The sequence below is a fragment of the Caulobacter sp. GW822-FHT07D08 genome, assembly GCF_058798735.1.
Genome location: NZ_JBXAKU010000007.1, coordinates 184,938 through 210,402 on the forward strand (window position 1 = coordinate 184,938; position 25,465 = coordinate 210,402).

The window sequence follows — 25,465 nt, forward strand, 5'->3', positions numbered from 1 at the left end:
CGCCAGAATCCGCGCCTGCGACAATCTTTCCGAAGCGCCGACGCCGCGCAACCGCCGAAAGCATTGAGGCGCCCGTCGGGGGGTGTCGTCCTTGCCGGTCGAAAGCGCTCGTTCATGCGCCGGACAGGAGATCCCCTTGCTGGAAGTGATGATGATGAACGACGGAGCCCGCGTCGGCAGCCTGTGCTTCGACGCCGACCGCGTGCGCCGGTTCACCTCCGTCGAGCCGCGGATCATCTCGATCCACAACCATTTCCGCCCCGAGCGTCTAAGGGTGGAAGCCTATATCGAGGCGACCTACGCCGAGGCGTTCGGGAGCCGCATCCGGTCCCACTATCCGACCCTGATGAGCGTGCAGGACGCCGCGGGCCAGATTCACGCCGCCGTCGGCTTTCGCCTCGCGAACGAGGCGCCGTTGTTCCTCGAACGCTATCTGGATGAGCCGATCGAGACTGCGCTTCGCACGGCGACCGGCGAGGTCGTCCGTCGCGGCGAGGTGGCGGAGATCGGCAGCCTGGCGTCCCAGAGCGCGGGCGCGTCCCTGTTTCTCTTCATGGCCCTGGCGCGCCATCTGCATCATCTGGGCTGCAAGCACGCCGTGGCCACCGCGACGCGGCAGCTGCGCCGGACCTTCAATCGCGTCGGCTTTCCAACCCGGCGGCTGACGCCGGCCGATCCGGCGCGACTGGGCCCGGAGGTGAAGGACTGGGGCGGCTACTACGAACGTGACCCCGAGGTGCTGGCCGGCGCCATCGCCCCCACCCTCGAACCCCTGTCTGAGCTGCTGATGACCCAGCCGCCGCCGATCCAAGGCGCCTGCTCCCGTTTGCATCCCCACCTGGGAGATCGCCCATGAGCCTCGTCCTCGCCGCCATCGCTCAGCGCGCGCGTCTCGATGACGGCGCCATCGCGCTCAGCGACCAGACCAGCAGCTTCACCTATTGCGCGCTCGAAACCGCCATCGCGGCGGCGGCGCGGGACCTCTTCCTTTGGGCCCCGCTCGTCAGACCAGGCTCACCGATCGCCGTGCGCCTGCCCAACGGGCCGGCCTGGGTCATTCTGGATCTCGCCCTGACCCGCCTGGGCTGGGCCAGCCTTCCTCTCCCCGGCTTCTTCACCGACGCCCAGCGCCAGCACGCCATGGCCGATTCAGGCGCCAGCCTGATGGTCGAACTCTCCGACGCCGCCAATTGCGATCTGCGCATCGCCGGCGCGCCGCTGCGGGTGACGCCGCTGTCCCTGCCGGACCGGCGACTGCCCGCCGGAACCGCCAAGATCACCTACACATCTGGTTCCACGGGCCAGCCGAAGGGCGTCTGTCTGTCGCGCCAGCACATGGAGGCGGTCGCGAGCTCTCTGGTTAAGGCCATCGGCGCGAACTATGCCGGCCTGCACCTGCCTCTGCTGCCGCTGTCGATCCTGCTGGAGAACGTGGCCGGCCTCTACACCACCCTGCTGGCCGGCGGCCGCTATCACATATTGCCGCCCGACCAACTGGGCCTGGCCGACCCCTTCCGTCCGGACCTGCCCAAGCTGGCCGGCGCGATCGCCGAGCAACGGGCCAGCAGCCTGATCCTCGTGCCCGAACTGCTGCGCGCCCTGATGATGGTCATGACCTTCACCGGCGTACGCCTGCCCGACCTGACCCTGGTCGCCGTCGGCGGCGCCAAGGTCGCGCCCTCGTTGCTGGCCCAGGCCGATGAGCTGGGCCTGCCGGTCCACGAGGGCTACGGCCTCAGCGAATGCGCCTCCGTCGTCGCGCTCAATACACCGTCGGCGCGCAAGGCGGGAACGGTCGGACGCCCGCTTCCGCACCTGGGCGTCGCCATCCGCGAGGGCGAGATCGTCGTCGAGAACTCCGGCTTCCTCGGCTATGCGGGCGGCCAGACGCACGACGGCCCGGTCTTCACGGGCGATCTCGGCGAGATCGACGAAGACGGCTTCCTGCGCATTTCCGGCCGACGCCTGAACACGATCATCACCAGCCACGGCCGCAACGTCGCGCCCGAATGGGTCGAGAGCGAGCTGACCGCCCAGCCCGAGATCCGCCAGGCCGTGGTGCTGGGCGAGGCCCAGGCCGAGCTCTCGGCGCTGATCGTGCCCCTCATCCCAGGCATGGACGAAGCGGCGATCGCGGGCGCCGTCGCCCGCGCCAACGCCAACCTTCCGCCCTACGCCCGGATCGGCCGCTGGCTCGCGCGCGACGCCTTCGACCCCGCCGCCGGCGAACTGACCAACAACGGACGTCCTCGACGCGCGGTGCTCGGCGCCCGCTACCGGGACTTCATGGAAGCTTCCACGACAGGAGATCTCGCGTGAATTTCTATCAACGCCTCGTGGCCGAAACGGTCGACGGACAGATGGAGCTCGCCTCGACGCCGCAGATTCAGGACGGCCTGACGGGCCGCATCTCGCGCGAGACCTACATCGCCTACCTGACCGAGGCCTATCATCACGTGAAGCACACCGTGCCGCTGATGGGCGAGGCGCGCGCCGGCATGGACGAGGCTCACCGGCGCTTCGTCGAGGCCCTGGACGAGTACATCGTCGAGGAGACCGGTCACGAACACTGGATCCTCAGCGACATCAAGAACTGCGGCGGCGATCCGGAAGCCGTTCGCGCCGGCGCGCCACGCCCGGCGACGCTGGCGATGACCGACTACGCCTACGACTATGTCCGCAACGCCAACCCGATGGGCTTCTTCGGCATGGTCTTCGTGCTCGAAGGCACCAGCGTGCGCCTGGCGACACAGGGGGCCGAGGCGGTCGCCAAGAACCTTGGCCTTGGTCCGGAGTGCTTCAGCTACCTCACCTCCCATGGAGCGCTGGACATCGAGCACCTGACCTTCTTCGAGACGCTGATGAACCAGGTCGACGATCCCGCCGACCAGGCCGCGATCATCGAGGTCGCCAAGGCCATCTTCCAGCGCTTCGCCGCGGTGTTCCGCTCGATCCCGCACGTCCGGGAAACGGCCCATGCTTAAGAACAAGACCGTTCTCGTCACCGGGGCCTCGGGCGGACTCGGCGCCTTGGTGGCCCGGCAACTGGTCGACGAAGGCGCCCGTGTCACGGCGCTCGGCCGGAACCGCCCGGACGCCGACGTGGACTTTCTGCCCCATGACCTTTCGACGCCCGCCGGCATCGAAGCGGCGGCCAAGGACGTTGGCCAGCGGCGTTGGGACATCCTCGTGAACCTCGCCGGCGTGCAGCATTTCGGCCCGGTCGAGACGGAGGATTCCCAGAGCCTGGTGGCCGGCTACATGGTCAACCTGGTCGCGCCGGTCCGACTGACCCAGGCCGTACTGCCCGGCATGAAGGCGCGCGGGGCGGGACAGATCGTCAACATCGGCTCGATCTTCGGCTCGATCAACTTCGCCCATTTCGCCACCTATTCCAGCGCCAAGGCCGGCCTGCGCGGGTTCAGCCAGGCTCTTCGGCGCGAGGTGGCCGGGACGGGCGTGGATGTGACCTACATCGCGCCCCGCGCGGTACGGACGGCGATGGTGTCGGATCGGGTGCTGGAGTTCGCCAAGCTCACCCAGATGCAGATCGACCGGCCCGAAGCCACGGCCAGACGGATCGTCTCGGCCATCCGGGCGCGACGCCGCGACGTGTATCTCGGCTTCCCCGAAGCCTTCTTCGTTCGCCTGAACGCCCTGCTGCCCGGTCTCGTCGACCGCGCCCTCTCCGCCAACGACCGCAAGGCCGCGCGGCTGTTCGCGCGCTGATCACCCAGGACATCATCATGATTCAGAAATCTCTCGTCGCCCTCGGCCTGGCCCTTTCGCTGGCGGCCGGAGCCGCCCGGGCCGATGCGCTCGATCCCCGCCTGGACAGCCTCGCCCGCGCCTGGGCCCACGCGAACTATGAGATCCCCGACAAGGCCGCTCAGGGCCAGGCGGCGGCGCAGGTGGCCGCCGAAGCCGACGCCCTGGCCAAGCAGAATCCCGGCCGCGCCGAGCCCCTCGTCTGGGAAGCCATCGCCAAGGCCACGCAGGCCGGCGCCAAGGGCGGTCTCGGCGGCCTGGCCCTGGCCAAGGAGTCGAGGTCGCTGCTGGAACGCGCCGAGAAGATCAATCCCAATGCGCTGGGGGACGGCTCCGTCTACACCAGCCTGGGATCGCTCTACGCCCAGGTGCCGGGCTTCCCGATCGGCTTCGGCGATCCCGGCAAGGCGCGGGGTTATCTGCAGAAGGCCCTCGCGGCCAATCCCAACGGCGTGGACTCCAACTTCTTCTACGGCGACTTCCTGATGCGCCAGAACGATTACGCCGGCGCCAGCAAGGCGCTTCAGAAGGCGCTGGCCGCGCCGCCGCGTCCGGGTCGGGAGATCGCCGACAAGGGCCGCAAGGCCCAGGCGTCGGCCCTTCTCAGCCAGGCCCAGGCCAAGCTGCGCTAGGTAGCGTTGGGGGTGGCGATCAGATCGCCGCCCCCACGAAGCGGCCGATGACGGCCGTCACGGCCATCGCCACCGCCCCCCAGAGCGTGACACGGACGACGCCCCGCCAAGGCGACGCATCGCCGGCCTTGGCCCCCACGTAACCGAGGATCGCCAGGCCACAGAGCGAGGCGGCCGTCACCGCCCCGCTCAGCATCTCGCGGGGCGCCATCACCGCGACCACCAGGGGCAGCGCGGCCCCGGCGGCGAAACTGGCGGCGGACGAGAACGCCGCCTGGACCGGCCGGGCCCCGGTCAGCTCCGAAAGACCCAGCTCGTCCCGGGCATGCGCCGCGAGCGCGTCCTTGGCCATCAGTTGCGTCGCGACCAGGCGCGCGGTCTCCGGCTCGACGCCCCGGCTGACATAGATCTGGGCCAGTTCCTCATGCTCGGCTTCGGGAAGATCACGGAGTTCGGCGACCTCACGCGCCAGCTCCGCCTTTTCCGTATCGGCCTGCGAGCTCACCGACACATACTCGCCGGCGGCCATCGACATCGCGCCGGCCACGACAGCGGCGACGCCCGCGACGACCACCTCGCCCGGAGACTTCGCGGCCGAGGCCACGCCGACGATAAGGCTCGCCGTGGAAACCAGGCCGTCGTTGGCGCCGAGCACGGCGGCGCGCAGCCAGCCGATCCGCGAAACGCGGTGACGCTCGATATGGCGATAGACAGCGCGCATTGAAGGCCTCCTGGCCCGGCCCCTCCGGGGGGTGTCGACTCGCCGGATGGCCGAGCCTGATCCCGACACTCACCGACGTCATGACGAAGGTCAAAGCGCACCCGCGCCGTGCGGCTCGTTTTCCGGGAGCGCGGGTGATCTTCGTCCTCGCCAGGAGACGCCGCTACGCTGGCGGCTAAAGGGTTCGCAGGCCTGGCCTTGTCCGTTCGACGGCGAACCGCGCGACGGTGGACAGCGCCCCGCCGGGCGTGGTCACGCGATCAACGACCTTGACGTCCGTGCGCCAGACGTCGCGGCCGATGTCGAAGAGCTGGTAGCCGCGCCGGGCGTCGAACAGCTTGCAGTGCGGATTGTCGGCCGGCACGCCCTTCCACTCGTCCGAGATCGCCACGCCATCGCCACCCGAACTGATCGAGGTCGAGACGAACTCCGTCGCGACCGCCGGGCTGTCCCACGCGCCTTCGCGCGACGGCAGGACGCCGGCATGGTGCTGGTGCACGTCGCCCGTGGAGATCACGACATTGGTCAGCTTCCGGGCCTGGATCGCCGCGACCAGACGCTCGCGGCTGGCGGCATAGCCGCTCCAGCTGTCGAGATTGGCGCGCCCCGCGCCGCGCGTGGCGGGATAGAGGAACGGCATCACCATCACCTGCTGGGCCAGCAGGTTCCAGCGCAGGTCGCCGCTCAATCCCTGTTCCAGCCAGGCCGCCTGGGCCTCGCCCAGAATGGTCGGGCGCGGGGTCGAGTCCCGCGGCAGGCAGCGATCCAGCGCCTTGGCGCCGCAGATCTGGCCGCTGCGGAACTGGCGCGTGTCGAGCACCTGGACGCGCAGCAGGTCGCCATAGTCGATCCGCCGGTGCATGCGCACGGCGCCGGCGACCGGGAACGACGACCGGCGCACCGGCATGTTCTCGTACCAGGCCTGCATGGCCGCGGCCCGCCGCAGGCGGAAGATCTCGCGTGGTGTGGCGTCCTGGTCCTCGTCGCCGGCCCAGTTGTTGTCGACCTCGTGGTCGTCATAGGAGGACAGGAAGGCCGCCGCCGCGTGGGCGGCCTGCAGGTCCGGGTCGGTCTTGTACTGGGCGTAGCGACGGCGGTAGTCGTCCAGCGAATAGAGCTCGCCGCCGGCATGCTCGCGGAAGCAGACACGGCCCTTGTCGGCCGCGTCCTTGCTAACCGGACAGCCCTTGCCGCCCGCGCCCTCGTAGATGTAGTCGCCATAGTGAAAGATGACGTCGAGGTCCGGCTCCTGGCTCAGGCGCCTATAGGCCGTATACAGCCCCGCCTCATAGTGCTGACAGCCGGCCACGCCGATGCGCAGGCGGTCGAGGCGGGCGCCGGCGACGGGGGTCGTCCGCGCCGTGCCGACCCGGCTGGTCTCGCCGGCGGCCGAGAAGCGATACCAGTACCGCGCGCCGGGTTTCAGGCCCTCGACCTCGACATGGACCGAATGGCCCAGTTCCGGTCGCGCCGGCGCCTTGCCGGACGCGACGATGCGGGAAAAGCCCTCGTCCTCGGCGACTTCCCAGCCCACCGGCACGATGCGCGACGGCATGCCGCCGCCCAGTTCCAGCGGCCGGGTGGCCAGCCGCGTCCAGATGACGAAGCCGTCGGGCGCGGGGTCGCCCGAGGCCACGCCCAGGGTGAAGGGATCCGCGCCCAGCCCCTGCGACCAGACGGGCCCGGAGGCGCCGCCGGCCAGCAGGACGAGGCCGCCAGCCTGGATCAGGCGTCTGCGTTGAATGGTCATGTCGACGCTCACGGACGATAGATGACGTTGAGGAAGAAGGAGCGGCCCTTCTTCATTTCGGCCCGACGCTCCTTCAGGTTCGCGTCGTAGCCCAGGTAGAGATCCTCGTTGAGGATGTTCTTGGCCTGCAGCTTGACGATCCAGTCGCCGGCCACCCGATAGCGCACGGTGGCGTCCATCTGCCCTCGGGCCTCGGGCCCCCTGTTCAGCCAGGGATTAGCGCCGATGCCGTCATAGTAGGCGTCGCCCCAGTTATAGCCGACCCGGGCCTCGCCATCGCGCGGCAGCTTGTAGAACACCGCCGCGTTGGCCATCCAGTTGCGCTGGTAGAGCAGACGATCGATGTGCAGCACCTTGCCGTCGACGATGTAGTCCATGTCGCCCCAGGTGCGCGTGGCGTTCAGCGCGACGCCGACCTTGTCCTTCAGCAGCCCGGGCAGGCCCGGCAAGGCGTTGTTGATGTACTGGACCTCGACGCCACGCAGCTTGGACTTGTTGGCGTTCATCGGAGTGCTGATCGTGTAGCGGAAGCCGTCGATCAGCTGTTCTTCCTTCAGCGCGTAGATGTCGTCCTTGATCGACTTGGCGAAGGCGCCGATGCTGGCCAGTCCCTTGGCGCCGTTGAAATAGGCCTCCAGCGTCAGGTCGAAATTGTCGGCCCGGCGCGGCTTCAGGTCGGGATTGCCGCGCGAGATCGTGAAGCTGGTGTCGTTGCGCGTCTCGGCCTGGGCGATGTCCTCGGGCGCCGGGCGGCCCAGGGTGCGGCTGTAGCCGGCCTTCAGGCGAAGGTGGTCGCTGAAGTCGTGGACAGCGTTCAACGATGGGAGAAGGTGCGTGTAATCGCCCTTGTAGCGGGTCGCGCCCGGCTTGAAGACGCCGCCGACCGACACCGGCACGTCGGCCTTGTAGTCGGCGGCGTCCAGGCGCAGGCCGCCGATGAAGCGAGTGCGCGACAGAGCGTAGAGCGCCGAGACGTAACCGTACGAGATCGTCTCGTCATAGCGGTAATCCGAGGCCAGCGAGGCCCTGGCCGACGAGGCGGCGTTGGTCGCCAGGGTCGGCAGGATGTCCTGGCGGAACCTGGCGTAGTTGATCCACACCACCGGATAGTTCCAGAGCCACGGCAGGTAGCCGGTCGGTGAGTAGTCATAGCCGGTCAGGGCGACCTTGCTCGGCGTGTAGACGGTCTGGTCCAGGTTGCGCCGGATTTCGAACCGGCGGGCGCCGATCCCGGCCTTGTAGCCGAAGCCCAGGGCGTCGGAGTCGAAGTTGCGCGAGAAGTCGAGCTTGACCTCGGTGGCCGCGCCCTTGGCCTTGGTCAGCGTGTCGCCGGCGGTGAGCAGCGAATATTTGCTGGGGTCGGTCAGGCCGTCCGCGCCACCCAGCGTGAACTTCACCGAGGGGTTGGACATGTCGTAGTTGATCGACAGGTTCGTCGGCTTGGCCTGGTAGGCGCTGGCCCACTCCAGATCGTAGAAGGTGTTGGTGTTGTAGCCGGCCCGCAGCTCGATATTGGTTCGCTCGTCGATGTCGTAGCGGGTCTTGAACAACGCGCCCCGGGTCTCGTTCTCGAACCGGTCGTAGTTGAAGGCCGTCCGCACGTCCGGGACCTTCAGCGTGCCGGTGTGCTGGGTCTGGTTGCTGAGATTGGCGAAGGCCCGCAGGGTGAAGACGTTGTTGGTCTGGTCCTCGGTCTGCTTGTAGTCATAGACCATCAGCGAGCTGTACCAGCGATCCGCCGGCTTGAACTCGAAGGTCGCCGAGCCGCCGTAGGTCTTGATGTAGCTGGTGAATTCGTAGTCGACCAGCGCCTGGGGCGCGGGGTCGAAACCGTTCCAGTTGGGCTGGTCGGGCGTCGTGGCCGCCCCCGACGCCGTATAGTAGGTGCGGGCGTTGGGGTTGCGCTTGACGTCGTCGTACGAGCGCTGCTGGTAGGTGCCGCTGAGCACCAGGCCGAATTTCTCGTCCGGACCCAGGCGGTGGCTCCACAGCGCCTTGATCCCGCCGCTCCACGGTGAGTCCTTGTAACCGCCCAGGCTATTGCCGCCGGGCACGTCGTTGTTGGTGACGTAGTTGACGAAGGTGTCGACGTAGAACTTGTCCTTGCCCCGGCCATAGGCGCTGTAGGGCACGATGTTGATCACCCCGCCGATCGCGCCGGCGTCCTGGTCGGCGGTGAAGGTCTTGAAGATCTCGGTCTTGCGGGCCGCCTGGCTGGGGATGAGGGCCAGGTCCACCCGGCGCTGGCCCGCGCCCTGGTTGGCGACGGAGATCATGCCGATGCCGTCGACCGAAACGTAGTTCAGGTCCGGCGTTATGCCGCGCACGGCGACGTACTGGCTCTCCTGCTCGCCGTAGAGCACCTGCATGGTGCTGACGGCGGGAACGCGGCTGAGGGCCTCGGCCAGCGACTGGTCGGCCAGATCGCCGGTGTCGTCCTGGGTCAGGGCGTCGACGATCGTCAGCGAATTGCGGCGGGTGGCGATGGCTTCCTGGTTCTGGAGCGCGGTGCCGGTGACGACGAGAGCCTCGACGGCGGCCGCGTCTTCAGGCGCGGCGGCGGCGGCGGCGGCGGGAAATCGCGCCGCCTGGGCCGCATCGAGGGTGATCACGGCGCCATCCTGCGAGGCGACGCGCAGACCGGCGCCGGCCAGCAGCAGATCGAGACCGACGCGCGCTTCCATGGAGCCCGACACGGCCTGGGTGCGAACGCCGCGCGTCAGCGGCTCGGCGACCAGGATCTGCAGCCCGGCCTGGCGCGCGAACTGGGGGATGCCGGTCGCCGCGGCCTGCGCCGGCACGTCGAAGCGCCGAACCTCGGCGTGGGCCATCAATGGAATTGCGATCGCCGAGGCCGCAACCGAGGATAGAATAAGACTATTTCCGCGACCAAGGAACATCAGGACCCCTCCAAGCATCATGTGCGAGGAGAAGATGCGCGAGCGCCTCGTTTTCCTTCAGGGAAGGCCCGCTTTTTGTTGTGAATGTTCTATGACGATCCCAGTTTTATCTTCGCGAATCTCGCCGCCCGTCATGCGCGCGACCGCCAGAGCGAACTGTTGGGGTTGATCGATCAGGAAATAGCCGACGATGGTGCGCCGCCCCGCCTCGGGATCGCGCAGGGTGATCTTGCGCTCATTGTAGCGATTGAACTCGGCGACGGCGCTCGCGATGGTCTCGCCGCCCAGAACGATCTCGCCGCGCCGCCAGGCCAGGACGTCGTCGGTCCGCACCGGCTGGGCCGTTGGCGGCAGGGGCGCGGCGTCGGCGATGAACGCCTCCTGCCCCGCCGAGATCGCTAGCAAGGTCGCCGACGCGCCATCCCGCCAGGCCACGACGCGTCCCTCGGTGACCACGACCCGGGCGCCCTGCTCCTCCCGCCGCACGGCGAAGGCCGTGCCTGTGGCGCGCACATGCACCGCGCCGGCGTCGACAACGAAGGGATGGGCGCGGTCCTTGGCGACCTGGAACCATGCCTCGCCCCGGCGCAGCGCGACGCGCCGCTCGCGTCCGACGAAGTTCACGCCCACCCGGCTGTCGGTATTGATGATCGCCACCGACCCGTCCCGCAGCGCCACGCGCCGCTGCTCGCCGGTCTCGGTGCGGAAGTCGTGGAACGGCGACAGCAGCCAGGCCACGGCGATCACACCGGCCGCCGCCAGCACCCATCCAGTCCCCTGGACCAGGCGCGCGGGGGTCCTGATCAGGCGCGACCCGGGCCGGCTGGGGATAGGCAACACCTTGCTGACCACGCGGCCGTGATCCAGCAGCCGCAGGCCGGCCTGGGCGCGCAGGAAGGCGCCGCGATGGCGGGCGTCGGCGGCCAGCCAGAGCTCCAGCGCGTCCCGTTCGGCCTGATCGATCGCGCCGGCGTCGACACGCACCGCCCATTCGGCGGCCTGGGCGTCAATGTCGGACATGGACGGAGGAACGCTCATAGGAAGCCGGCGCATCCTGGACATCGCCGGGGTCGCTTTCGAGCGCTTTCAGGATAGCCTTCAACCCCCGGACGGAATGGTTCTCGACGACCGACTCCGTGACGCCCAGGCGTCGCGCGGTCTCCTTCTGCGAAAACCCGTGGATGCGCCGCAGCTCGACCACCTGACGGCATACCGGCGGCAACATCGCGATCAACCCCAGCACCCGTTCCAGTTCGCGCCGCGCGCCGATCACCTGCTCGGGCGAAGGATCCTGGTCCATCACCCGCAGGGTTTCCATATCGGTGACGGTCTCGATTCTGACCACCCGTTCGCGGCGCAGGCGCTGCAGCAGAATGGATCGGGCGGCGGCCAGGAAATAGGCCCGCCCATTGCGAATGTGCCCGATCGTGTCGAGCTCGGCGAGCTGACAATAGGTTTCCTGGATGACGTCATCCACGTCGCTTGAGCGCCGCATCGCCCGCATCAGCCAGGCCCGGACGTAGGCTTCGTGCGGCAGGATATGCAACGCGACCCAATCGATGATCGCTTCACGACTCTGGTTCACGTCCGCCTCGACCCCGCGCTCTGCGGGCGGGAAGAGCACCATCGCGTGACAAGTTCATGACGTGGGCCGATCCATGCGCCCCCGGCGGTGCGCCCGAGACGCAATCATTTGCCCGTCGCACGGCTGTCCGTGCTACGAGTTCCCCGAGGCGCGCAATCACGCCATTCGGACAGGTTCCCGAGCGAACGGTCCCAAGGTCCCGAAGCGGGAACGCCCTACGCCATCAGCAAATTGCCGGGCGCCCCAAGGGTTCGGACCGACGATCTCCGCGGGTTCTCCGCCTCCGTTAGAATTGGAACGTCGACGTGGTCAGCCGAAAGCTTCTGATGGCGCTGTGCGCGATCGCCTATGTCGGCGCCGTCGGCTTTTCGGTCGCGGACCTTCTGCGCGACCCGCCCTTGAAGTCCTATGCCATCGCCCCTGGAGGCGATTGGACGCGATGCGTCGAAGTGCGCGCCACCAGCGAGCGCCTGGCCCGTCGAGAAGCCTTGAAACGCCCGTCACCCGTGAAGGCGGAAGGCCACTGCACCACCCTCCCCGTCCTCAAGGCGGTGGACCAGCGCCTGGTGTGGGAGCGGGGCTTCAACGCCCTGCTCGTCGTCTCGGCGATCCTGGCGGCGCTGTGGAGCGCCGAGTTCGCGACCCGCGCCTGGCGCCAAAGCGCCGCGCAGTCGACCTGAGCGCCCGATAGCTCGCAAGCCCGGCGGCGGCCCTTAGGCGACCACGACCTCCGCATGGGAAAAGGCGTCCTGGAACGCCGGGCTCAGCGCGGCGTCGGTGACCAGGATGTCGACGTCCTTCAACGACGCGGTGTGGACCAGGCCGATGCGGCCGAACTTGCCCTCGTCCACCGCCAGCAGCACCCGGCTGGCCGTCGAATAGGCGATGCGGCTCATGATCGCCTCGCTGGGCGAATGGTCCATAAGGCCATGCTCCAGGTTCACCGCGCCGACGGTGAGGACCGACAGGCTTGGCCGGAAGCCCGCCAGGAAGTCCTGGGCGTGGCGGTCGGAGAACGACTGGTAGGCCGCGTTCAGCTCGCCGCCGGCCAGGAACAGGGTGTGGCCCCGATCCTTGCGCACCGCCTGCGCCACGGCCAGGGAGTTGGTGATGATCTTCAGCTGGCGGTGCTCGCCCAGGGCCTTGGCCACGAAGCAGGACGTCGAGCCGCTGTCGAGGAACAGGGTGTCGCCGTCCGAGATGAACTTGACCACCGCCTCGGCGATCCGGGTCTTGCCGGCGACATTCTTCTGCATGCGCAGGTCGAACGGGCCTTCGATCTCCTGCGGCGGCAGGCGGACGGCGCCGTGCAGGCGCACGATCGTCCCGGCCTCCTCCATCACCCGCAGCTCGCGCCGGATCGTCTCTTCCGAGACCGACAGCGCCTTGGCGATGTCGGCGATGGCGCGCGTCTGGTTCGGTTCCAGCAGGTTCAGGATATCGCGCTGACGATCGTAGCGTTTGAGCATTCTCTGTCCGTCTCCGCGGGGCGCGCGACACTATGCCGTGAGTCCCGATAGATGAAGTGCGCCCCCGGCCGGCGGGGAAAGGGGGGACCGGCCGGGGACGCGCGCGTCCTAGAAGGCGACGCGCAACTGGATCCGCGCGTAGCGCGGGGTCTGGTAGTCGACCGGCTTGCGGAAGTTGGTGTCCGCCACGCCGCTGCCGCCCACGTCGCCGAACTCGTGATAGGCCGTCACCGCGTGCGAATTGAACAGGTTGAAGACGTCCAGCCGCAGCGAGGCGTCGAACCGGTCGCCCGGCGTCGGCAGGGTCACCACCGCCGAGGCGTTGAACTGCGTCACCCAGTCGCCCTCGAAGGCCGAGCCGCGCTCGACGACCTTGCCCCGGCAGTAAAAGCCGTAGCCCTGGTAGCCGTGGGCGACCGGATCGACGCCCTCGGGCACGATGCCGATGCAGCTGTACTTGCGTGGCGACTGGATCTGGCCGTTGCCGCCCAGGGTCAGCCAGTCGTTGACCTTGTAGCTGCCATAGGCCTTGAACGTGTGGCGGCGATGGTTGGGCAGGTAGCCGTCGGCGCCGTTCAGGAAGCCCGGCGAGTCGAAGTCGGCCGTGGTGTTGATCGCCAGCTGGCCGTTCTCCGAGCGCACGCCGCCCTCGTAGTTCCCCTTCAGGCTGGCCCAGGTGTACGACCCCGAGACCGACCACTGACCGTCGAACGCCCGGTCGAAGGTGAAGGTCATGGCGTTGTAGTCGCGCTTGGGCTTGGGATAGGTCAGGTCCGCCGCTGACAGGGTGACGACCGGCTTGGAGCCGTCCGGCAGGCTGTTGAGGCGGATCTTCACGTCCTCGCCCGGATTGACGATCACCCACTGGCGACCGCCGCCGAAGCTCGACTGGCACTGAGCGGCGGAGAAGCCGGCCTTCACGCAATAGGCGCGCGCGCCGGTGTCGATGGCCACGTCCTCGACGATGTTGTTCAGCTCGCGGTGGGTGAAATAGGCGCCCACCTTGATCAGGTCGCCGACGCGGCGCTCATAGCCCAGCACGAACTCGTCGGCCGACTGCGGCTTGAGATTGTGGGCGATGGACTCGGCGGTGTCCGCGACGAGGCCCGAGGCCGAGACCAGGCAGTTCGACACCTTGGTGTCCGGACAGGCCGAGACGCCGTTGGCAGTGGTGATCGCCGCGCCGATCGTCGGGTCGCCGTTGGCGCCGACGCCGTTCAGCAGGTTGTAGCGAGTGTAGGTCACCAGCGAGCCGGCGAACTTCAGCGACAGGTCGCTGGGCAGCGGCAGGTAGTAGCGACCGAAGAAGCCGTAGAGCTTGGACTTGCCGTCGCCGAAGGGGTCGCCGGAGACCGACAGGCGCGGCGCCCACTGGTTGCCCGGGTCGTAGAAGGTCGAGCCATCGGCGTTGCGGCTGTCGAAGCGATCGTTGCGCACGCCGGCCTCGACCTGCAGGCGATCGTTGAACAGCGACCATTGGTCCTGGGCGTAGAAGGCCTGGTTGACCGTGCTGAAGCTGCCGCTGTTGCGGTAGACGCGCGTGGTCACATAGTCGATTCCGGCCGGCAGATTGCTTTGGTCCTTGCCGTTCGAACGAAACAGCGTGAAGCCGCCCCGGCCGATCGTCTCGAAGAACTGGGTCGCCGTGTTCTCCTCATGGTCATAGCCCACGCGCAGGTGGTGCGCGCCGAGGAGGTCGAAATTGAAGTCGGCGTCGGCGCGGTAGAACGTTCGTTCATCGTCATTGAAAGAAATGGCGTCGGTCACCCGGTTGACGCCAATGTCGACGCCTTCGTCTTTCGTGCGACGGTCCACGACGCGCTCGTGGGTCGTGTCCAGCGGCAACTGGCCGTCGCGGAACCTGTTGACGCCGTAGGCCGCCGACAGGGTGAACCAGGGCGTGAAGGTCCCGGTGTAGCGGCCGATATAGTTCTCGCCGCCCGCGCGCTGGTCGGTGCCGCCTGCCTCGACGCCCTGCAAGATGGTCCTGTTGCGAACATCCTTGGTGGTGTCGAAATAGGTGAACTCCAGGTGCTGCTTGCTGGTCAGCCAGCCGTCCAGCTTGCCGCCCCAGAACGGCGCGTCGTCGCTTACGCGCGTGACATTGCCCTGGACGTTGGACGCGTTGACGGCCTTCAGGCTGCGTTGGTTGTAGAGGCCGTAGAAGAACAGCCGATCCTTGATGATCGGCCCGCCGAGCTCGGCCGTCCATTCCTTGCGGCTGGCGGCGGCGTCCGAGAACACGTTCTTGAAGGTGTTGGGCGAATGGTCGCGCAGATCTCCCGGCTCCCAGGTCGCCGTCACGCCGCCGTGGAAGACGTTCGTGCCTGACTTGGTGATGGCGTTGACGAAGCCGCCGGTCGAGCGGCCGAACTCGGCCGGATAGCCGCCGGTCTTCACTTCCACCGACTTGTAGAAGTCGAACGGCACTTCCACGGGCAGCAGGCCCATGCGGAAGTTGGTGATGTTCAGGCCATTCACGAAAAAGGCGTTCTCGATGAAGCTGGCGCCCGAGATCGAGATCTGGTTGGCGAAGGTCCCGTTGGCCGAGGACGAGCCCTGCACGACCCCCGGCGACATCAGGGCGATGTCGCGCAGCGAGCGGCCGACCGGCACGCGCTCGACCAGTTCGCCGATCTCGATCGCCGCGCCGGTCGTGGTGATCTCGAAGTCCGGCGTGCGCATGCGGCCGGCCTTGACCACGATGGCCTCGACCGAGCCGACCGGCGCCAGGGTAAAGAGGTTCGACGCCCCCGCGCGGCTGATCAGCACGCCCGCTTCCGTGTAGGCGTCATAGCCGTCGGCGGACACCGACACCGCATAGGCCCCCGGGGCCAGTTGCGGAATAAAATAGGCGCCGCTGGCGTTGGTGGTCGCCGAGCGCCTCACGCCCAGGGCTTCCGAGGTCAGCTGGACCACCGCCCCGGCGATCGGCTTGCCTTCCGCCGACTGCACGCGGCCCGAGGCCTGGACGTTGGTGTAGTCCTCGGCGAAGGCCGGCGCCGTCATCAGCGCCACCGCCGTAATGCTGGTGCTGACCAGGGCCAGCGCCCGCAACGCCAGGACGCCGCTCAGGCGCCGCCCGGCTCGAGTTTGTTGCCTCACGACCGACTCTCCCAAAGAGAAATTTGTGCCCGACGAGCGTTGCGACCGTCCTGCCGGCCGCTGCCCCCTCGCCACGGTCTCTCTTAGGCGCGATTTGTGGATGTGATGTGACATTTGTTGATTTCATGTTCATGTCACGCGAGATTGGCTTGCGCTTTGTGAGTATATTGACCACAAAACCCTCAAACCCCCACACCGAAGCCTTCCGATGGCGGTCAGATCGACATCATCGCGCGGGCTTCATCGGGATGTGTCAGACGTCCGCCAAACAGGGGCGTCTTCAGCCAAGAGGCCTGTCGTGACCAAGACTTCCCTGCCGTTCGCCCTGCTGTGCGCGATGATCCTCGGCGGATGCGCCAGCGCCGCCCTGGCCGCGCCGGCCAGCCCGACGACGCCCTATTTCGCCGACATCGACGTGCGTCGCGACGCGCGGCCGGACGACAGGACGATCGCCGGCGTGGTGTTTGACGACGTCAACCGCAACGGCCGCCTGGATGCGGGCGAGCACGGCGTGGCCGGGGTGAGGGTCTCCAACAGCCGAGAGGTGGCGCTGACCGACAAGGCCGGCCGCTACGTTCTCCCGGTCCGCCCGGACATGGCGGTGTTCGTGATCCAGCCCAGCGGCTGGCGCGTGCCCACCGACACGCGCTGGGTCCCGCGCTTCGCCTACCAGCACAAGCCGGCCGGCACGCCCAAGGCCCTGCGCTACGGCGGCCTGCCGCCGACCGGCCCCCTGCCCTCGGCGATCAATTTTCCGATCATTCCCACAGAAACCGGTCAGACCTTCGACTGCGCGGTGCTGGGCGACGTGCAGCCGGCGTCCAATATCGAGGTCGGCTATGTCCGCGACTCGCTGGTCCGCGAACTGGTGAACGCGCCCAAGAAGCCGGCCTGCCTGCTGGCCCTGGGCGACATCGTCAGCGACGACCTTCACCTGATCCCGCGCACGGCCGAGGTGATGGGCGCGATCGGCGTTCCGCAATGGTGGGTGCAGGGCAATCACGACTACGACCACGACGCCGACCACGACATCGACAGCTCCGACACCTGGCGGCGGCTGTATGGCCCCAACAACTACGCGTTCGAGATGGGCCAGGCGGTGTTCATCGTGCTGGACAACGTCTCTTTCCCCTGCGGCGAGGATCCCCGCGAGGCGCGCGAGCGGCCGTTCTGCAAGCAGTACTGGAAGACCTATGCCGGCCGCCTGCTGCCCGACCAGATGGCCTTCATCGAGAACGTGCTGAAGACCACCGATCCGAAGAAGCTGGTCGTGTTCGCCGCCCACATCCCGTTCGTCGGTTTCGACAACAGCGAGTCACAGCCCCACCAGACGGCCAATCTCGACGAGCTCTACGCCCTGGTCAAAGGCCGTCCGGCCCTGTCGCTGACCGGTCATAGCCACACGCTGGAGAACATGGCGCCCGGCGACTCGATGGCCGGCTGGAAGGAGAATGTCGGCGTCTCGACCATCCCGTTCCGCCACCTGGTGGCCGGCGCCGTGGCCGGCGACTGGTGGGGCGGCGACTACGACATCGACGGCGCGCCGATGAGCATCCAGGGCGACGGCTCGCCGCGCGGCTATGTCGATTTCGCGGTCAAAGGGACGAACTACACGCTCGACTACCGCGCCAGCGGCCTGCCGCGCGACCGGGCCATGTGGCTGTCGGTCAGCACCCCGGCCTTCCGCGACTGGGCCGAGAAGATCTTCGCCTGGCGCGACGCGCCGGAGGACAAGCGCGATCCCGTGCCGCCGCTCAGCGTCCAGGACCTGCCGGACGTCAAGCTGCTGACCCCGACCGACCTGGCCGGCCAGAGCTGGCTGACCGCCGACGTGTGGATGGGCGACTCCACGACCAAGGTCCTGGTCGCCATCGACGGCGGCGCGTCCCGGCCAATGACCCGCACCCAGGACATGAAGGGCGAAACCGTCCACAGCGGCGCGACCTGGTCGGATCCGTTCGCCCTGCAGCGCCAGCTGACCATGGCTCGCGCCGCGATCCAGAGCCGCTCGGGCGATCCGGAAGCGCAAGGCTACGTCCAGGGTCGCCAGAAGCGCCTGCCGCCGATGCCGCCTCAGCCGCGGGGCTCACGCGCCGACCATTCGCCGCACATCTGGCGCTACGACCTGCCCAAGGACATGGCCGAAGGGATGCACACGGCGGTCGTCACGGTCACCCGCGACCAGGGCGCGCCGTCCCGCGACACCCTGGTGTTCGAGGTCCGACCGACCCGTCCGAAACCGACCTTCGACTTCGAACACTGGGACAAGTTCAAGAACCAGTAGCGAGCCGCCGCCGGACTGTCGTCCGACTGTCATACCCGCTCGCTAAGGAGGCCTCGGCTTCGAGCCGCGCGCCCTCCCGCTTGGCATGTCCCCAACCTTACTCCCTTGCACGATCGGGCTCGCCCTGCTGGCCGCGTCGAGTGGGGCGCAGGCCGCGCAGAGCGGGCTTGGCGACAGCCTGAACACGCTGGCCGCCGAAAGGAACGTGCAGATCCTCTTCCCGCCCGACCTCGTCGTCGACCGATCGGGGCGAAAGCCGCCGCGTTTCGTCTCGACACGCCGGGCGATCGAGCTCCTGTTGGCGGACGCGCCGGCCCATGTGCGCGAGGTCCGTCGCGGCGTCTTCGTGGTCGAGCGCTCGGGGACCGTCGACACCGCCCGCCCGCCGCTCCCGGAGCCTCCGACGCGGACTGAGGTCGAGCCCGTAACCGTGATCGCGGCGTATGCGGCCAGTCTCGACCGGTCGCTGGCCCTCAAGCGGACCGCCGTCCACGGGCTGGACGCCGTCAGCGCCGAGGACATCGCCCGCCTGCCCGCCGGCAACGCCGCCGAAGCCCTGCAGCTGGCGCCCGGCGTCAGCCTGGAGCGCCATCGCGGCGTGGGCCTCTATGTCAGCGTCCGAGGCCTGGGGCCGCAGTTCCAGAACGTGCTGCTGAACGGTCGTCCCATCGCGCTGAACGATCTGGTCGAGAACGGCGGCTTCCGGGGGCGTCAGTTCCGCTTCGAGGTGCTGCCCGCCGACGTCATCGACCAGATCGAGGTGGTCAAGACCACCACCGCCGACATGGACGAAGGCGCGCTGGGCGGCGACATCGACGTGCGCACCTTCAAGCCCCTGGATCGCGGCAAGCGCTCGGTGATGTCGGTGCGCGCCTCCGAGGGACGCGTCGGCCAGGTCGATCCGTCGGTGTCGGGGGTCTGGAGCTGGGTCGACGCCAGCGGCCGCCTGGGCGTGCTGGCCAGCGGCGTGGTCGATCGACGGCGGATCCGCAACGACCGCCTCTACCAGACCGGCTGGAACCTGGACCGCTTCAGGTCGGTGCTGGGACCGGGGCTCTACACCCCGACCCGGACGCGGCCGACGGTGGAGCTGGAGGACCGACGCATGGCGTCCGGCGATTTCGCCCTGCAGTGGCGGCCGACGAACCGTCTCGGCCTCGACTTCGACCTCCTGGCCACGCGGCTGGACGCCCATTACGACGAGTACGGCCTGGACATCTATCCGGACGATCCGTCGGTCTCGAGCCCGCGCTTCGTGGCGGGCACGCAGCGCGTCAAGGGCGACACCGTCCAGGCCGGGACCATCGACAATGTCCGCTGGATGGCCTCGCACGAGATCAGCCTGAACCGCCACGACCTGGTCGCCCTGGGCGGTCATCTGCGCTGGACGCCCGGCGCCTGGACGGTCGATGGCGACTGGGGCTATTCGCGGGCGCGCAGCTACCATCCCGACGGTCGCGGCACCGTCCGCGCGCGCGTCGCCTTCTTCGCGCCCCTGACCTACGATTTCAGCCACGGCCTCGCCGGCGGCCCGGATCTGCGCACCACGGTCGACTACGCCAATCCGGCCAACTTCGTCGGCCAGTCGTTCGACTACACCTTCAAGGACTCCCGCGACGTCGACGAGACCGTCAAGCTGGACCTCGCTCGGCCCATCGGCGCTCTCGACCTCACCCTAGGCGTCGAGCGCCACCGGCGGGCCCGCGACTATCGCCGACGCGACTGGACCCTGGACACCCTGATGGGCCAGCCGCTGATCAGCCTGGGCCCCTCGGCCTACGGCCCGACGCCGTTCGCGGACTTCCTGTCGGGCGTCGGCTCGGACCTGCCGCGCAACTGGGTCGCGCCGAACGCCCAGGCCTTCTACGCGCTGCTCTACACGCCGGACGTCGCCGCGCGTCCGCCGTCCACCGCCGACCTGCGCAACTCCTTCGTGGTCGAGGAGAACATCCGCTCGGCCTATGCCCGCCTCGACTTTCAGGCTTCCGCGTTCGGCTGGCCGATCGATGGCAATCTGGGCGTTCGCTACGCCGCCACGCGCCAGGTCTCCCGGGGCGTGCTGTCCAGCGGCTCCGATCCCCTGCCCGCCGAATGGCGCAAGGCCTATGGCGACTGGCTGCCCAGCGCCAATCTGAAGATCGAACTGTCGCCGCGCGTCTATCTGCGCCTGGCCGCCTCGCGCGTGGTCAGCCGGCCCAACGTCATCGACAACGCCCCGCGCATCTCCGTCGCCCGCGACACCCCGACAGCCAACGGCGGCAATCCCGAGCTGGATCCGTTCCTGGCCACCCAGCTGGACGCCTCGGCCGAGTGGTATTTCCCGACAGGCGGGGCCCTGGCCCTCGCGATCTTCGATCGAAGATTGGACGACTACATCACCGCTCAGAACACCTTCATCGAGGTGCCCGGACGCGGCCCGGTGCTGCTGTCGACCAACGTCAATGGCGGGCAGGCGCGGATCCAGGGTCTGGAGCTGACATTCAGCCGGGTGTTTCGCGACCTGCCCGCGCCGTGGGACGGCCTGGGCGTCCAGGGCGCGGCGACGCTGGTGCGCAGCCAGGCCAACTACTTCGCCGGCGACCGGGTGATCCGCAACGCGTTGCTCGGCCTGTCGCGCGCCACCTACAGCGCCCTGGTGTTCTACGAGAAGGGTCGGGGCTCGGTGCGACTCGGCTACAACTGGCGCGGCTCCTATCTGACCTCGATCGGCAGTTCGATCACGGCGCCGGCCACCACCGCGCCGTTCGGATCGCTGGACGGGGCGGCCTCGTGGCGGCTGAACCGCCGCGCCACCCTTTCCCTGGAGGGCGTCAACCTGACCGACGCCCGCCGCTACGTCTATGGCGAGACCCGCGACCAGCCGATGGAGATCCATCACTGGGGCCGGTACCTGTCCGCGAGGATGAGATGGGCGTTCTGACCTTCCGTGGCGCCGGGACGCGCGCCGATCCGCCCGACGGGCCCAGCGAGTCGGCCCCGGCCAATCCGCCGCTGGAGGCGCCGCGCTTCGAGGCGCTGGTGTCGCGCTATCGTCGCCCGTTGCTGCGTTTCTTCCAGCGACGGTCGGTCGGGGTCGAGGACGCCGAGGACCTGACGCAGGAGGTCTTCATGCGACTGTCGCAGCGGTTCTCGCGCCTGCATTGGGGCAATCCGGACGGACTGGTGTTCACGGTCGCCGCCAACGCCCTGGTCGACCACGAGCGGCATCAGCGCTCGCGCCAGCGGGGACGCCACGTCGAGGTCGACCCCGCCCTCCCCGCCGACGAGCCCACGGCCGAGGCGACCCTGGCCGGACGCGAGCGGCTGGCCAAGCTGGTGGCGGCCCTGGACGACCTGCACCCGAACGCGCGCGCGGTCTTCGTGCTGTGCCGCTTCGAGAACCTGACCCAAGCCGAGGCGGCGGCGCGGCTGAACCTGTCGCTCAGCGCCGTCGAGAAGCACATGATGAACGCCCTGACGCGCCTGCGCGAAGCCATCGAGACCGCGCATGACGCCTGACGACGACATGGATCCCCGCCGCCTGATGGCGGCCAGTCTGACCCGTCCGCTGAGCGCCGCCGAACAGGCCGCGCTGGACGCCTGGTCGGCTTCCTCCGCCGAGGCGCGCGAGGAGATCGCCCGGACGCGCGAGGTGTGGCTGGCCATGGGTCTGGCCGCCGAGGATCCGACCGTGCGCGCCCTGCGCCGCGAGGTCCGTCGAGAGGCGCGCCTGGACCGCCCGGCCGCGCCGGACCGTCGCCCGCTGATCGCCGGCCTGGCCCTGCTGGCCGCCGCCCTGGTCGTCGGCGTGGTCCTGAAGGTGCAGCCGCGGGTCGATACCTATGTCGCGCCGGCCCACGCCCCGGCCCGCCTGACCCTCGCCGACGGCAGCCACGTGGTGCTCAGTCCGGGCGGCCGCCTGACCACGCGCTTCAAGGCGCGCGCCAGAGATGTTTCGCTGGACGCTGGCGACGCCTTCTTCGAGGTCGCGCACGACAAGACCCGGCCATTCGAGGTGGCGACGGCGGGCCGGACGCTCACGGTGCTGGGCACCCGCTTCAACGTGGCCGGCGGCGGGCGGCTGACCGTGTCGCTGGTCGAGGGCTCGCTGCGCGTCAGCCAGCCGGGCGCGGCCAGCGTGCTGCTGCGTCCCGGCCAGCGCTATGTCGGGACATCCGGGGTGGGCGGCGGCGCCCAGGCCGGCGACGTGAAGGGTGATGCGGCGTGGACCGACGGCCGCGTCGTGCTGGCCGATGTCAGCCTGTCCGAAGCGGCCGAGCGGCTGTCGCGCGCCTCGGGCCGTCGCGTCGCGCTGACGGATCCCGCCCTGGCCCGCCTGCGCCTCTCGGGTTCGCTGGACATCGGCCGGATGGACGACGTCGGCGCGGCCCTGGAGGCCCTGCTGCCGGTGTGCGCGCGCCTCACGCCCGAGGGAGACCTGACGCTGTCTCCGGTCGCCGGTTCGTCTCGGCACGGATAAAATCGAGACTTTTCAACAGGATCGTCGCAAATATTTCACCGATGCCGGACTGAGGTTCGGCGTCGCCCCCTCCGTTCTTCTGCCCTGACCCGCGCCTCCCCGCGGGCCCAGCAAAGACCGGGGGATACCATGTCCAACTCGAAGTTCCTGTCCGCGCCCTGCGCGGGCGCCGTCGCCGTCCTCGCCTTCGCCGCCCTCGGCGCGGGCCAGGCCCAGGCCGCCGACACCGCCGCGGCCGCGCCAGCCGCCGCCGAAACGGCCGACGCGGTCGACGCCGTCGTCATCACCTCGTATGGCAAGAGCCTGCAGGCCGCCGCCGCCCTGAAGCGCTCGGCCGCGTACGGCCTCGACGCCGTCAACGCCGAGGACATCGGCAAATTCCCGACCCGCAACGCCGCCGAGGCGCTGCAACTGGTCACGGGCGTCACCATCGACCGCCAGCGCGGCGCGGGCCTCTATGTCAGCGTCCGGGGCCTGGGCCCGCAGTTCCAGTACACCGAGCTGAACGGCCGCTCGATCGCCGTCAACGACCTGATCGAGAACGGCGGCGCCAAGGGCCGTCAGTTCCGCTTCGAGGTGCTGCCCGCCGAACTGATCTCGCAGATCGAGGTCGTGAAGACCCCGACCGCCGACATGGACGAAGGCGCCCTGGGCGGCAATATCAACATCAAGACCTTCAAGCCGTTCGACCTGGGCAAGAAGGCCGCCTTCTCGGTGCGCGAAACCTATAGCGACGTGCGCAAGAAGGCCGACCCGTCGGTCTCGGGCCTGGGCAGCTGGACCAACGCCGACAAGACCATCGGTGTGCTGGCCTCGGGCCTCTATGACGAGCGCCACGTGCGCAACGACCGCCTGTACATGGTCGGCTGGAACCTCGATCGGTTCAAATCGGTGCTGGGCTCGGGCCTCTACACGCCCACCCGCACGCGTCCGACCGTCGAGACCGAGCACCGCAAGCTCTATTCGGGCGCCATCTCGGGTCAGTGGAAGCCCAACAGCGACTTCCAGACCGACGTCGACCTGCTGGTGACCCGGCTGGACGTCGACTACGACGAGTTCGGCCTCGACATCTATCCGGACGACGCCACCTTCGCGACGCCGCAGTTCGTGGCCGGCAGCCAGAAGGTCGTCGGCGACACCGTCGTGGCCGGCACGATCAACAACGTGCGCTGGATGGCCTCGCGCGAGACCAGCATGAACCGCCACGACCTGACGATCTTCGGCATCAAGCAGGCCTGGACGCCGGGCGCCTGGGCGTTCAACGCCGAGTACGGCTATTCGCGCGCCCGCAGCTACCATCCGGACGGCAAGGCCACGACCCGCGACCGCATCGCGTTCTTCGCGCCGCTCAGCTTCGACTTCTCGCGCGGCTCGACGTCGATCCCGCAGCTGACCACCACCGTCGACTACACCAACCCGGCCAACTTCGTGGGCCAAGCGTTCGACTACACCTGGAAGGACTCGCGCGACAGCGACGAGACGTTCCGCCTGGACGGCGCGCGCGTCTTCTCGGGCTGGTTCACCAAGATCGCGTTCGGCGCCGAACAGCACAACATGAACCGCACGTACCTGCGTCGCGACTGGGTGCTGAACGACATCCTGAACACGCCGCTGACCACCCTGGGCGCCAGCTTCTACGAGACCATGCCCTATAAGGGCTTCCTCAAGGACTTCGCCGGCGACACGCCGCGCACCTGGGTCACCCCGACCAGCGACGCCTACTACAACAAGATGTTCACCTCGGCCGTGGCGGCTCAGCCGTGGTCGGCGGCCGACCTGCGCAACTCGTTCATCGTCGACCAGAAGATCCACAGCGCCTATGTGCGCGGCGACTTCAAGTTCGACCTGGGCGGCGTGCCGGTCAGCGGCAATCTGGGCGTCCGCTACGCCGAGACCAAGCAGTTGGCCAGCGGCACGCTGACCAGCGGCTCGACGCCGGTGCCGGTCGGCTATCTGAAGGAGTACAAGAACTGGCTGCCCAGCCTGAACGTCAAGCTCGACCTGCGTGACGACCTGGTCGGCCGCCTGTCGGCCTCGCGCGTCGTCAACCGTCCCAACGTCACCGACAGCGCCCCGCGCATCAGCGTCAGCCGCGACTCGCCGACGGCCTCGGGCGGCAATCCGGACCTGGATCCGTTCCTGGCCGACCAGTACGACGCCTCGCTGGAATGGTACCCGGCCCCGACCACGGCCGTGACCGCCGCGGTGTTCATCAAGACGATGGACAACTACATCACCGCCCAGAACACCACGATCCAGGTGCCTGGCCGCGGCGACGTGCTGCTGTCGGCCAGCGTCAACGGCGGCGACGCCGAGGTGCGCGGCTTCGAAGCCGCCTACAACCAGTCGCTGTCGTTCCTGCCCGCCCCCTTCGACGGCTTCGGCGTGCAGGCCTCGGTGACCCTGGTGGACAGCAAGGCGAACTATTTCGCCGGCAACCGTCAGATCAAGGACGACCTCGTGGGCCTGTCCAAGCAGAGCTACAACCTGGTCGGCTACTACGAGAAGGGCCCGATCAGCGCCCGCCTCGGCTGGTTCTGGCGCTCGCGGTATCTGCAGTCGATCGGCAGCACCACCACCGCCCAGTCCTATATCGCCCCCTACGGCTCGCTGGACGGTTCGCTCTCCTACCAGATCACCCCGCGATACGCGGTGACCCTGGAAGGTTCGAACCTGACCGACGAGGTCCGCTTCACCTATGGCAAGACCAAGGACCAGCCGATGGAGATCTATCACTGGGGCCGCACGGTCTCGCTGACGCTCCGCGGCAAGTTCTGATCCCTCCCCTGAAC

18 protein-coding genes are annotated in these 25,465 nt (G+C 68.6%); 11 read left to right on the forward strand and 7 right to left on the reverse strand.

Translation table 11 applies throughout. The features are described 5' to 3' along the window. The first annotated feature begins 145 nt into the window (after nt 1-145). From AC1RJ9_RS15230 to AC1RJ9_RS15250, 5 genes are read left to right on the forward strand one after another with little or no spacing between them, the layout of a single operon-like run. Nucleotides 146-856, forward strand: a complete 711-nt coding sequence (locus tag AC1RJ9_RS15230) for a thermostable hemolysin (RefSeq protein ID WP_492839564.1) — start codon at nt 146-148, stop codon at nt 854-856. Continuing rightward, nucleotides 853-2,319 carry an AMP-binding protein gene (locus AC1RJ9_RS15235; protein WP_492839538.1) on the forward strand — a complete coding sequence of 489 codons (1,467 nt, stop codon included), beginning with the start codon at nt 853-855 and terminating at the stop codon, nt 2,317-2,319. The genes AC1RJ9_RS15230 and AC1RJ9_RS15235 overlap by 4 nt, the downstream gene beginning before the upstream one ends. Then, nucleotides 2,316-2,984, forward strand: a complete 669-nt coding sequence (locus AC1RJ9_RS15240; RefSeq protein WP_492839537.1) for an iron-containing redox enzyme family protein — start codon at nt 2,316-2,318, stop codon at nt 2,982-2,984. Before AC1RJ9_RS15235 ends, AC1RJ9_RS15240 begins: the two co-directional genes overlap by 4 nt. Next, a complete protein-coding gene (locus tag AC1RJ9_RS15245; protein WP_492839536.1) occupies nt 2,977-3,729 on the forward strand; it encodes an SDR family NAD(P)-dependent oxidoreductase in 753 nt (250 codons plus the stop codon). The genes AC1RJ9_RS15240 and AC1RJ9_RS15245 overlap by 8 nt, the downstream gene beginning before the upstream one ends. A 17-nt stretch (nt 3,730-3,746) precedes the next feature. Then, on the forward strand, nt 3,747-4,400 hold the full coding sequence (locus AC1RJ9_RS15250) for a tetratricopeptide repeat protein (RefSeq protein ID WP_492839535.1): 654 nt from the start codon (nt 3,747-3,749) through the stop codon (nt 4,398-4,400). Nucleotides 4,401-4,419: 19 nt separating this feature from the next. Here AC1RJ9_RS15250 and AC1RJ9_RS15255 read toward each other — a convergent pair whose 3' ends face one another. From AC1RJ9_RS15255 to AC1RJ9_RS15275, 5 genes are all read right to left on the reverse strand, one after another. Next, nucleotides 4,420-5,121, reverse strand: coding sequence for a VIT1/CCC1 transporter family protein (locus AC1RJ9_RS15255; protein ID WP_492839534.1), 702 nt, complete (start codon nt 5,119-5,121; stop codon nt 4,420-4,422). A 175-nt stretch (nt 5,122-5,296) separates the two neighbouring features. After that, nucleotides 5,297-6,871, reverse strand: coding sequence for an alkaline phosphatase D family protein (locus AC1RJ9_RS15260; protein ID WP_492839533.1), 1,575 nt, complete (start codon nt 6,869-6,871; stop codon nt 5,297-5,299). Nucleotides 6,872-6,879: 8 nt separating this feature from the next. After that, on the reverse strand, nt 6,880-9,702 hold the full coding sequence (locus AC1RJ9_RS15265; RefSeq protein ID WP_492839532.1) for a TonB-dependent receptor: 2,823 nt from the start codon (nt 9,700-9,702) through the stop codon (nt 6,880-6,882). Nucleotides 9,703-9,828: 126 nt separating this feature from the next. After that, a complete protein-coding gene (locus tag AC1RJ9_RS15270) occupies nt 9,829-10,791 on the reverse strand; it encodes a FecR family protein (RefSeq protein WP_492839531.1) in 963 nt (320 codons plus the stop codon). Then, entirely contained in the window at nt 10,778-11,398 is a 621-nt protein-coding gene (locus tag AC1RJ9_RS15275) for an RNA polymerase sigma factor (protein WP_492839530.1), read from the reverse strand. Before AC1RJ9_RS15275 ends, AC1RJ9_RS15270 begins: the two co-directional genes overlap by 14 nt. 263 nt (nt 11,399-11,661) lie before the next feature. Here AC1RJ9_RS15275 and AC1RJ9_RS15280 point away from each other — a divergent pair, with 263 nt between their 5' ends. Then, a complete protein-coding gene (locus tag AC1RJ9_RS15280) occupies nt 11,662-12,036 on the forward strand; it encodes a hypothetical protein (protein ID WP_492839529.1) in 375 nt (124 codons plus the stop codon). Between the two features lie 33 nt (nt 12,037-12,069). On the opposite strand, the gene AC1RJ9_RS15285 is transcribed toward AC1RJ9_RS15280, so the two are convergent. Together AC1RJ9_RS15285 and AC1RJ9_RS15290 are read right to left on the reverse strand one after the other, a co-directional pair. After that, on the reverse strand, nt 12,070-12,825 hold the full coding sequence (locus tag AC1RJ9_RS15285) for a DeoR/GlpR family DNA-binding transcription regulator (protein ID WP_492839528.1): 756 nt from the start codon (nt 12,823-12,825) through the stop codon (nt 12,070-12,072). A gap of 108 nt (nt 12,826-12,933) precedes the next feature. Beyond that, nucleotides 12,934-15,930, reverse strand: coding sequence for a TonB-dependent receptor (locus tag AC1RJ9_RS15290; RefSeq protein WP_492839527.1), 2,997 nt, complete (start codon nt 15,928-15,930; stop codon nt 12,934-12,936). Nucleotides 15,931-16,228: 298 nt separating this feature from the next. Here AC1RJ9_RS15290 and AC1RJ9_RS15295 point away from each other — a divergent pair, with 298 nt between their 5' ends. From AC1RJ9_RS15295 to AC1RJ9_RS15315, 5 genes are all read left to right on the forward strand, one after another. Further along, nucleotides 16,229-18,214 carry a calcineurin-like phosphoesterase C-terminal domain-containing protein gene (locus tag AC1RJ9_RS15295; RefSeq protein ID WP_492839526.1) on the forward strand — a complete coding sequence of 662 codons (1,986 nt, stop codon included), beginning with the start codon at nt 16,229-16,231 and terminating at the stop codon, nt 18,212-18,214. A 205-nt stretch (nt 18,215-18,419) separates the two neighbouring features. Continuing rightward, on the forward strand, nt 18,420-21,134 hold the full coding sequence (locus tag AC1RJ9_RS15300) for a TonB-dependent receptor (protein WP_492839524.1): 2,715 nt from the start codon (nt 18,420-18,422) through the stop codon (nt 21,132-21,134). Further along, a complete protein-coding gene (locus tag AC1RJ9_RS15305) occupies nt 21,122-21,712 on the forward strand; it encodes an RNA polymerase sigma factor (RefSeq protein WP_492839522.1) in 591 nt (196 codons plus the stop codon). The genes AC1RJ9_RS15300 and AC1RJ9_RS15305 overlap by 13 nt, the downstream gene beginning before the upstream one ends. Continuing rightward, nucleotides 21,702-22,673 (forward strand): FecR family protein, encoded by a 972-nt coding sequence (locus tag AC1RJ9_RS15310; RefSeq protein ID WP_492839521.1) that lies wholly within the window; start codon nt 21,702-21,704, stop codon nt 22,671-22,673. The genes AC1RJ9_RS15305 and AC1RJ9_RS15310 overlap by 11 nt, the downstream gene beginning before the upstream one ends. 129 nt (nt 22,674-22,802) lie before the next feature. Next, a complete protein-coding gene (locus AC1RJ9_RS15315) occupies nt 22,803-25,451 on the forward strand; it encodes a TonB-dependent receptor (RefSeq protein ID WP_492839520.1) in 2,649 nt (882 codons plus the stop codon). The last annotated feature ends 14 nt before the right edge of the window (nt 25,452-25,465 follow it).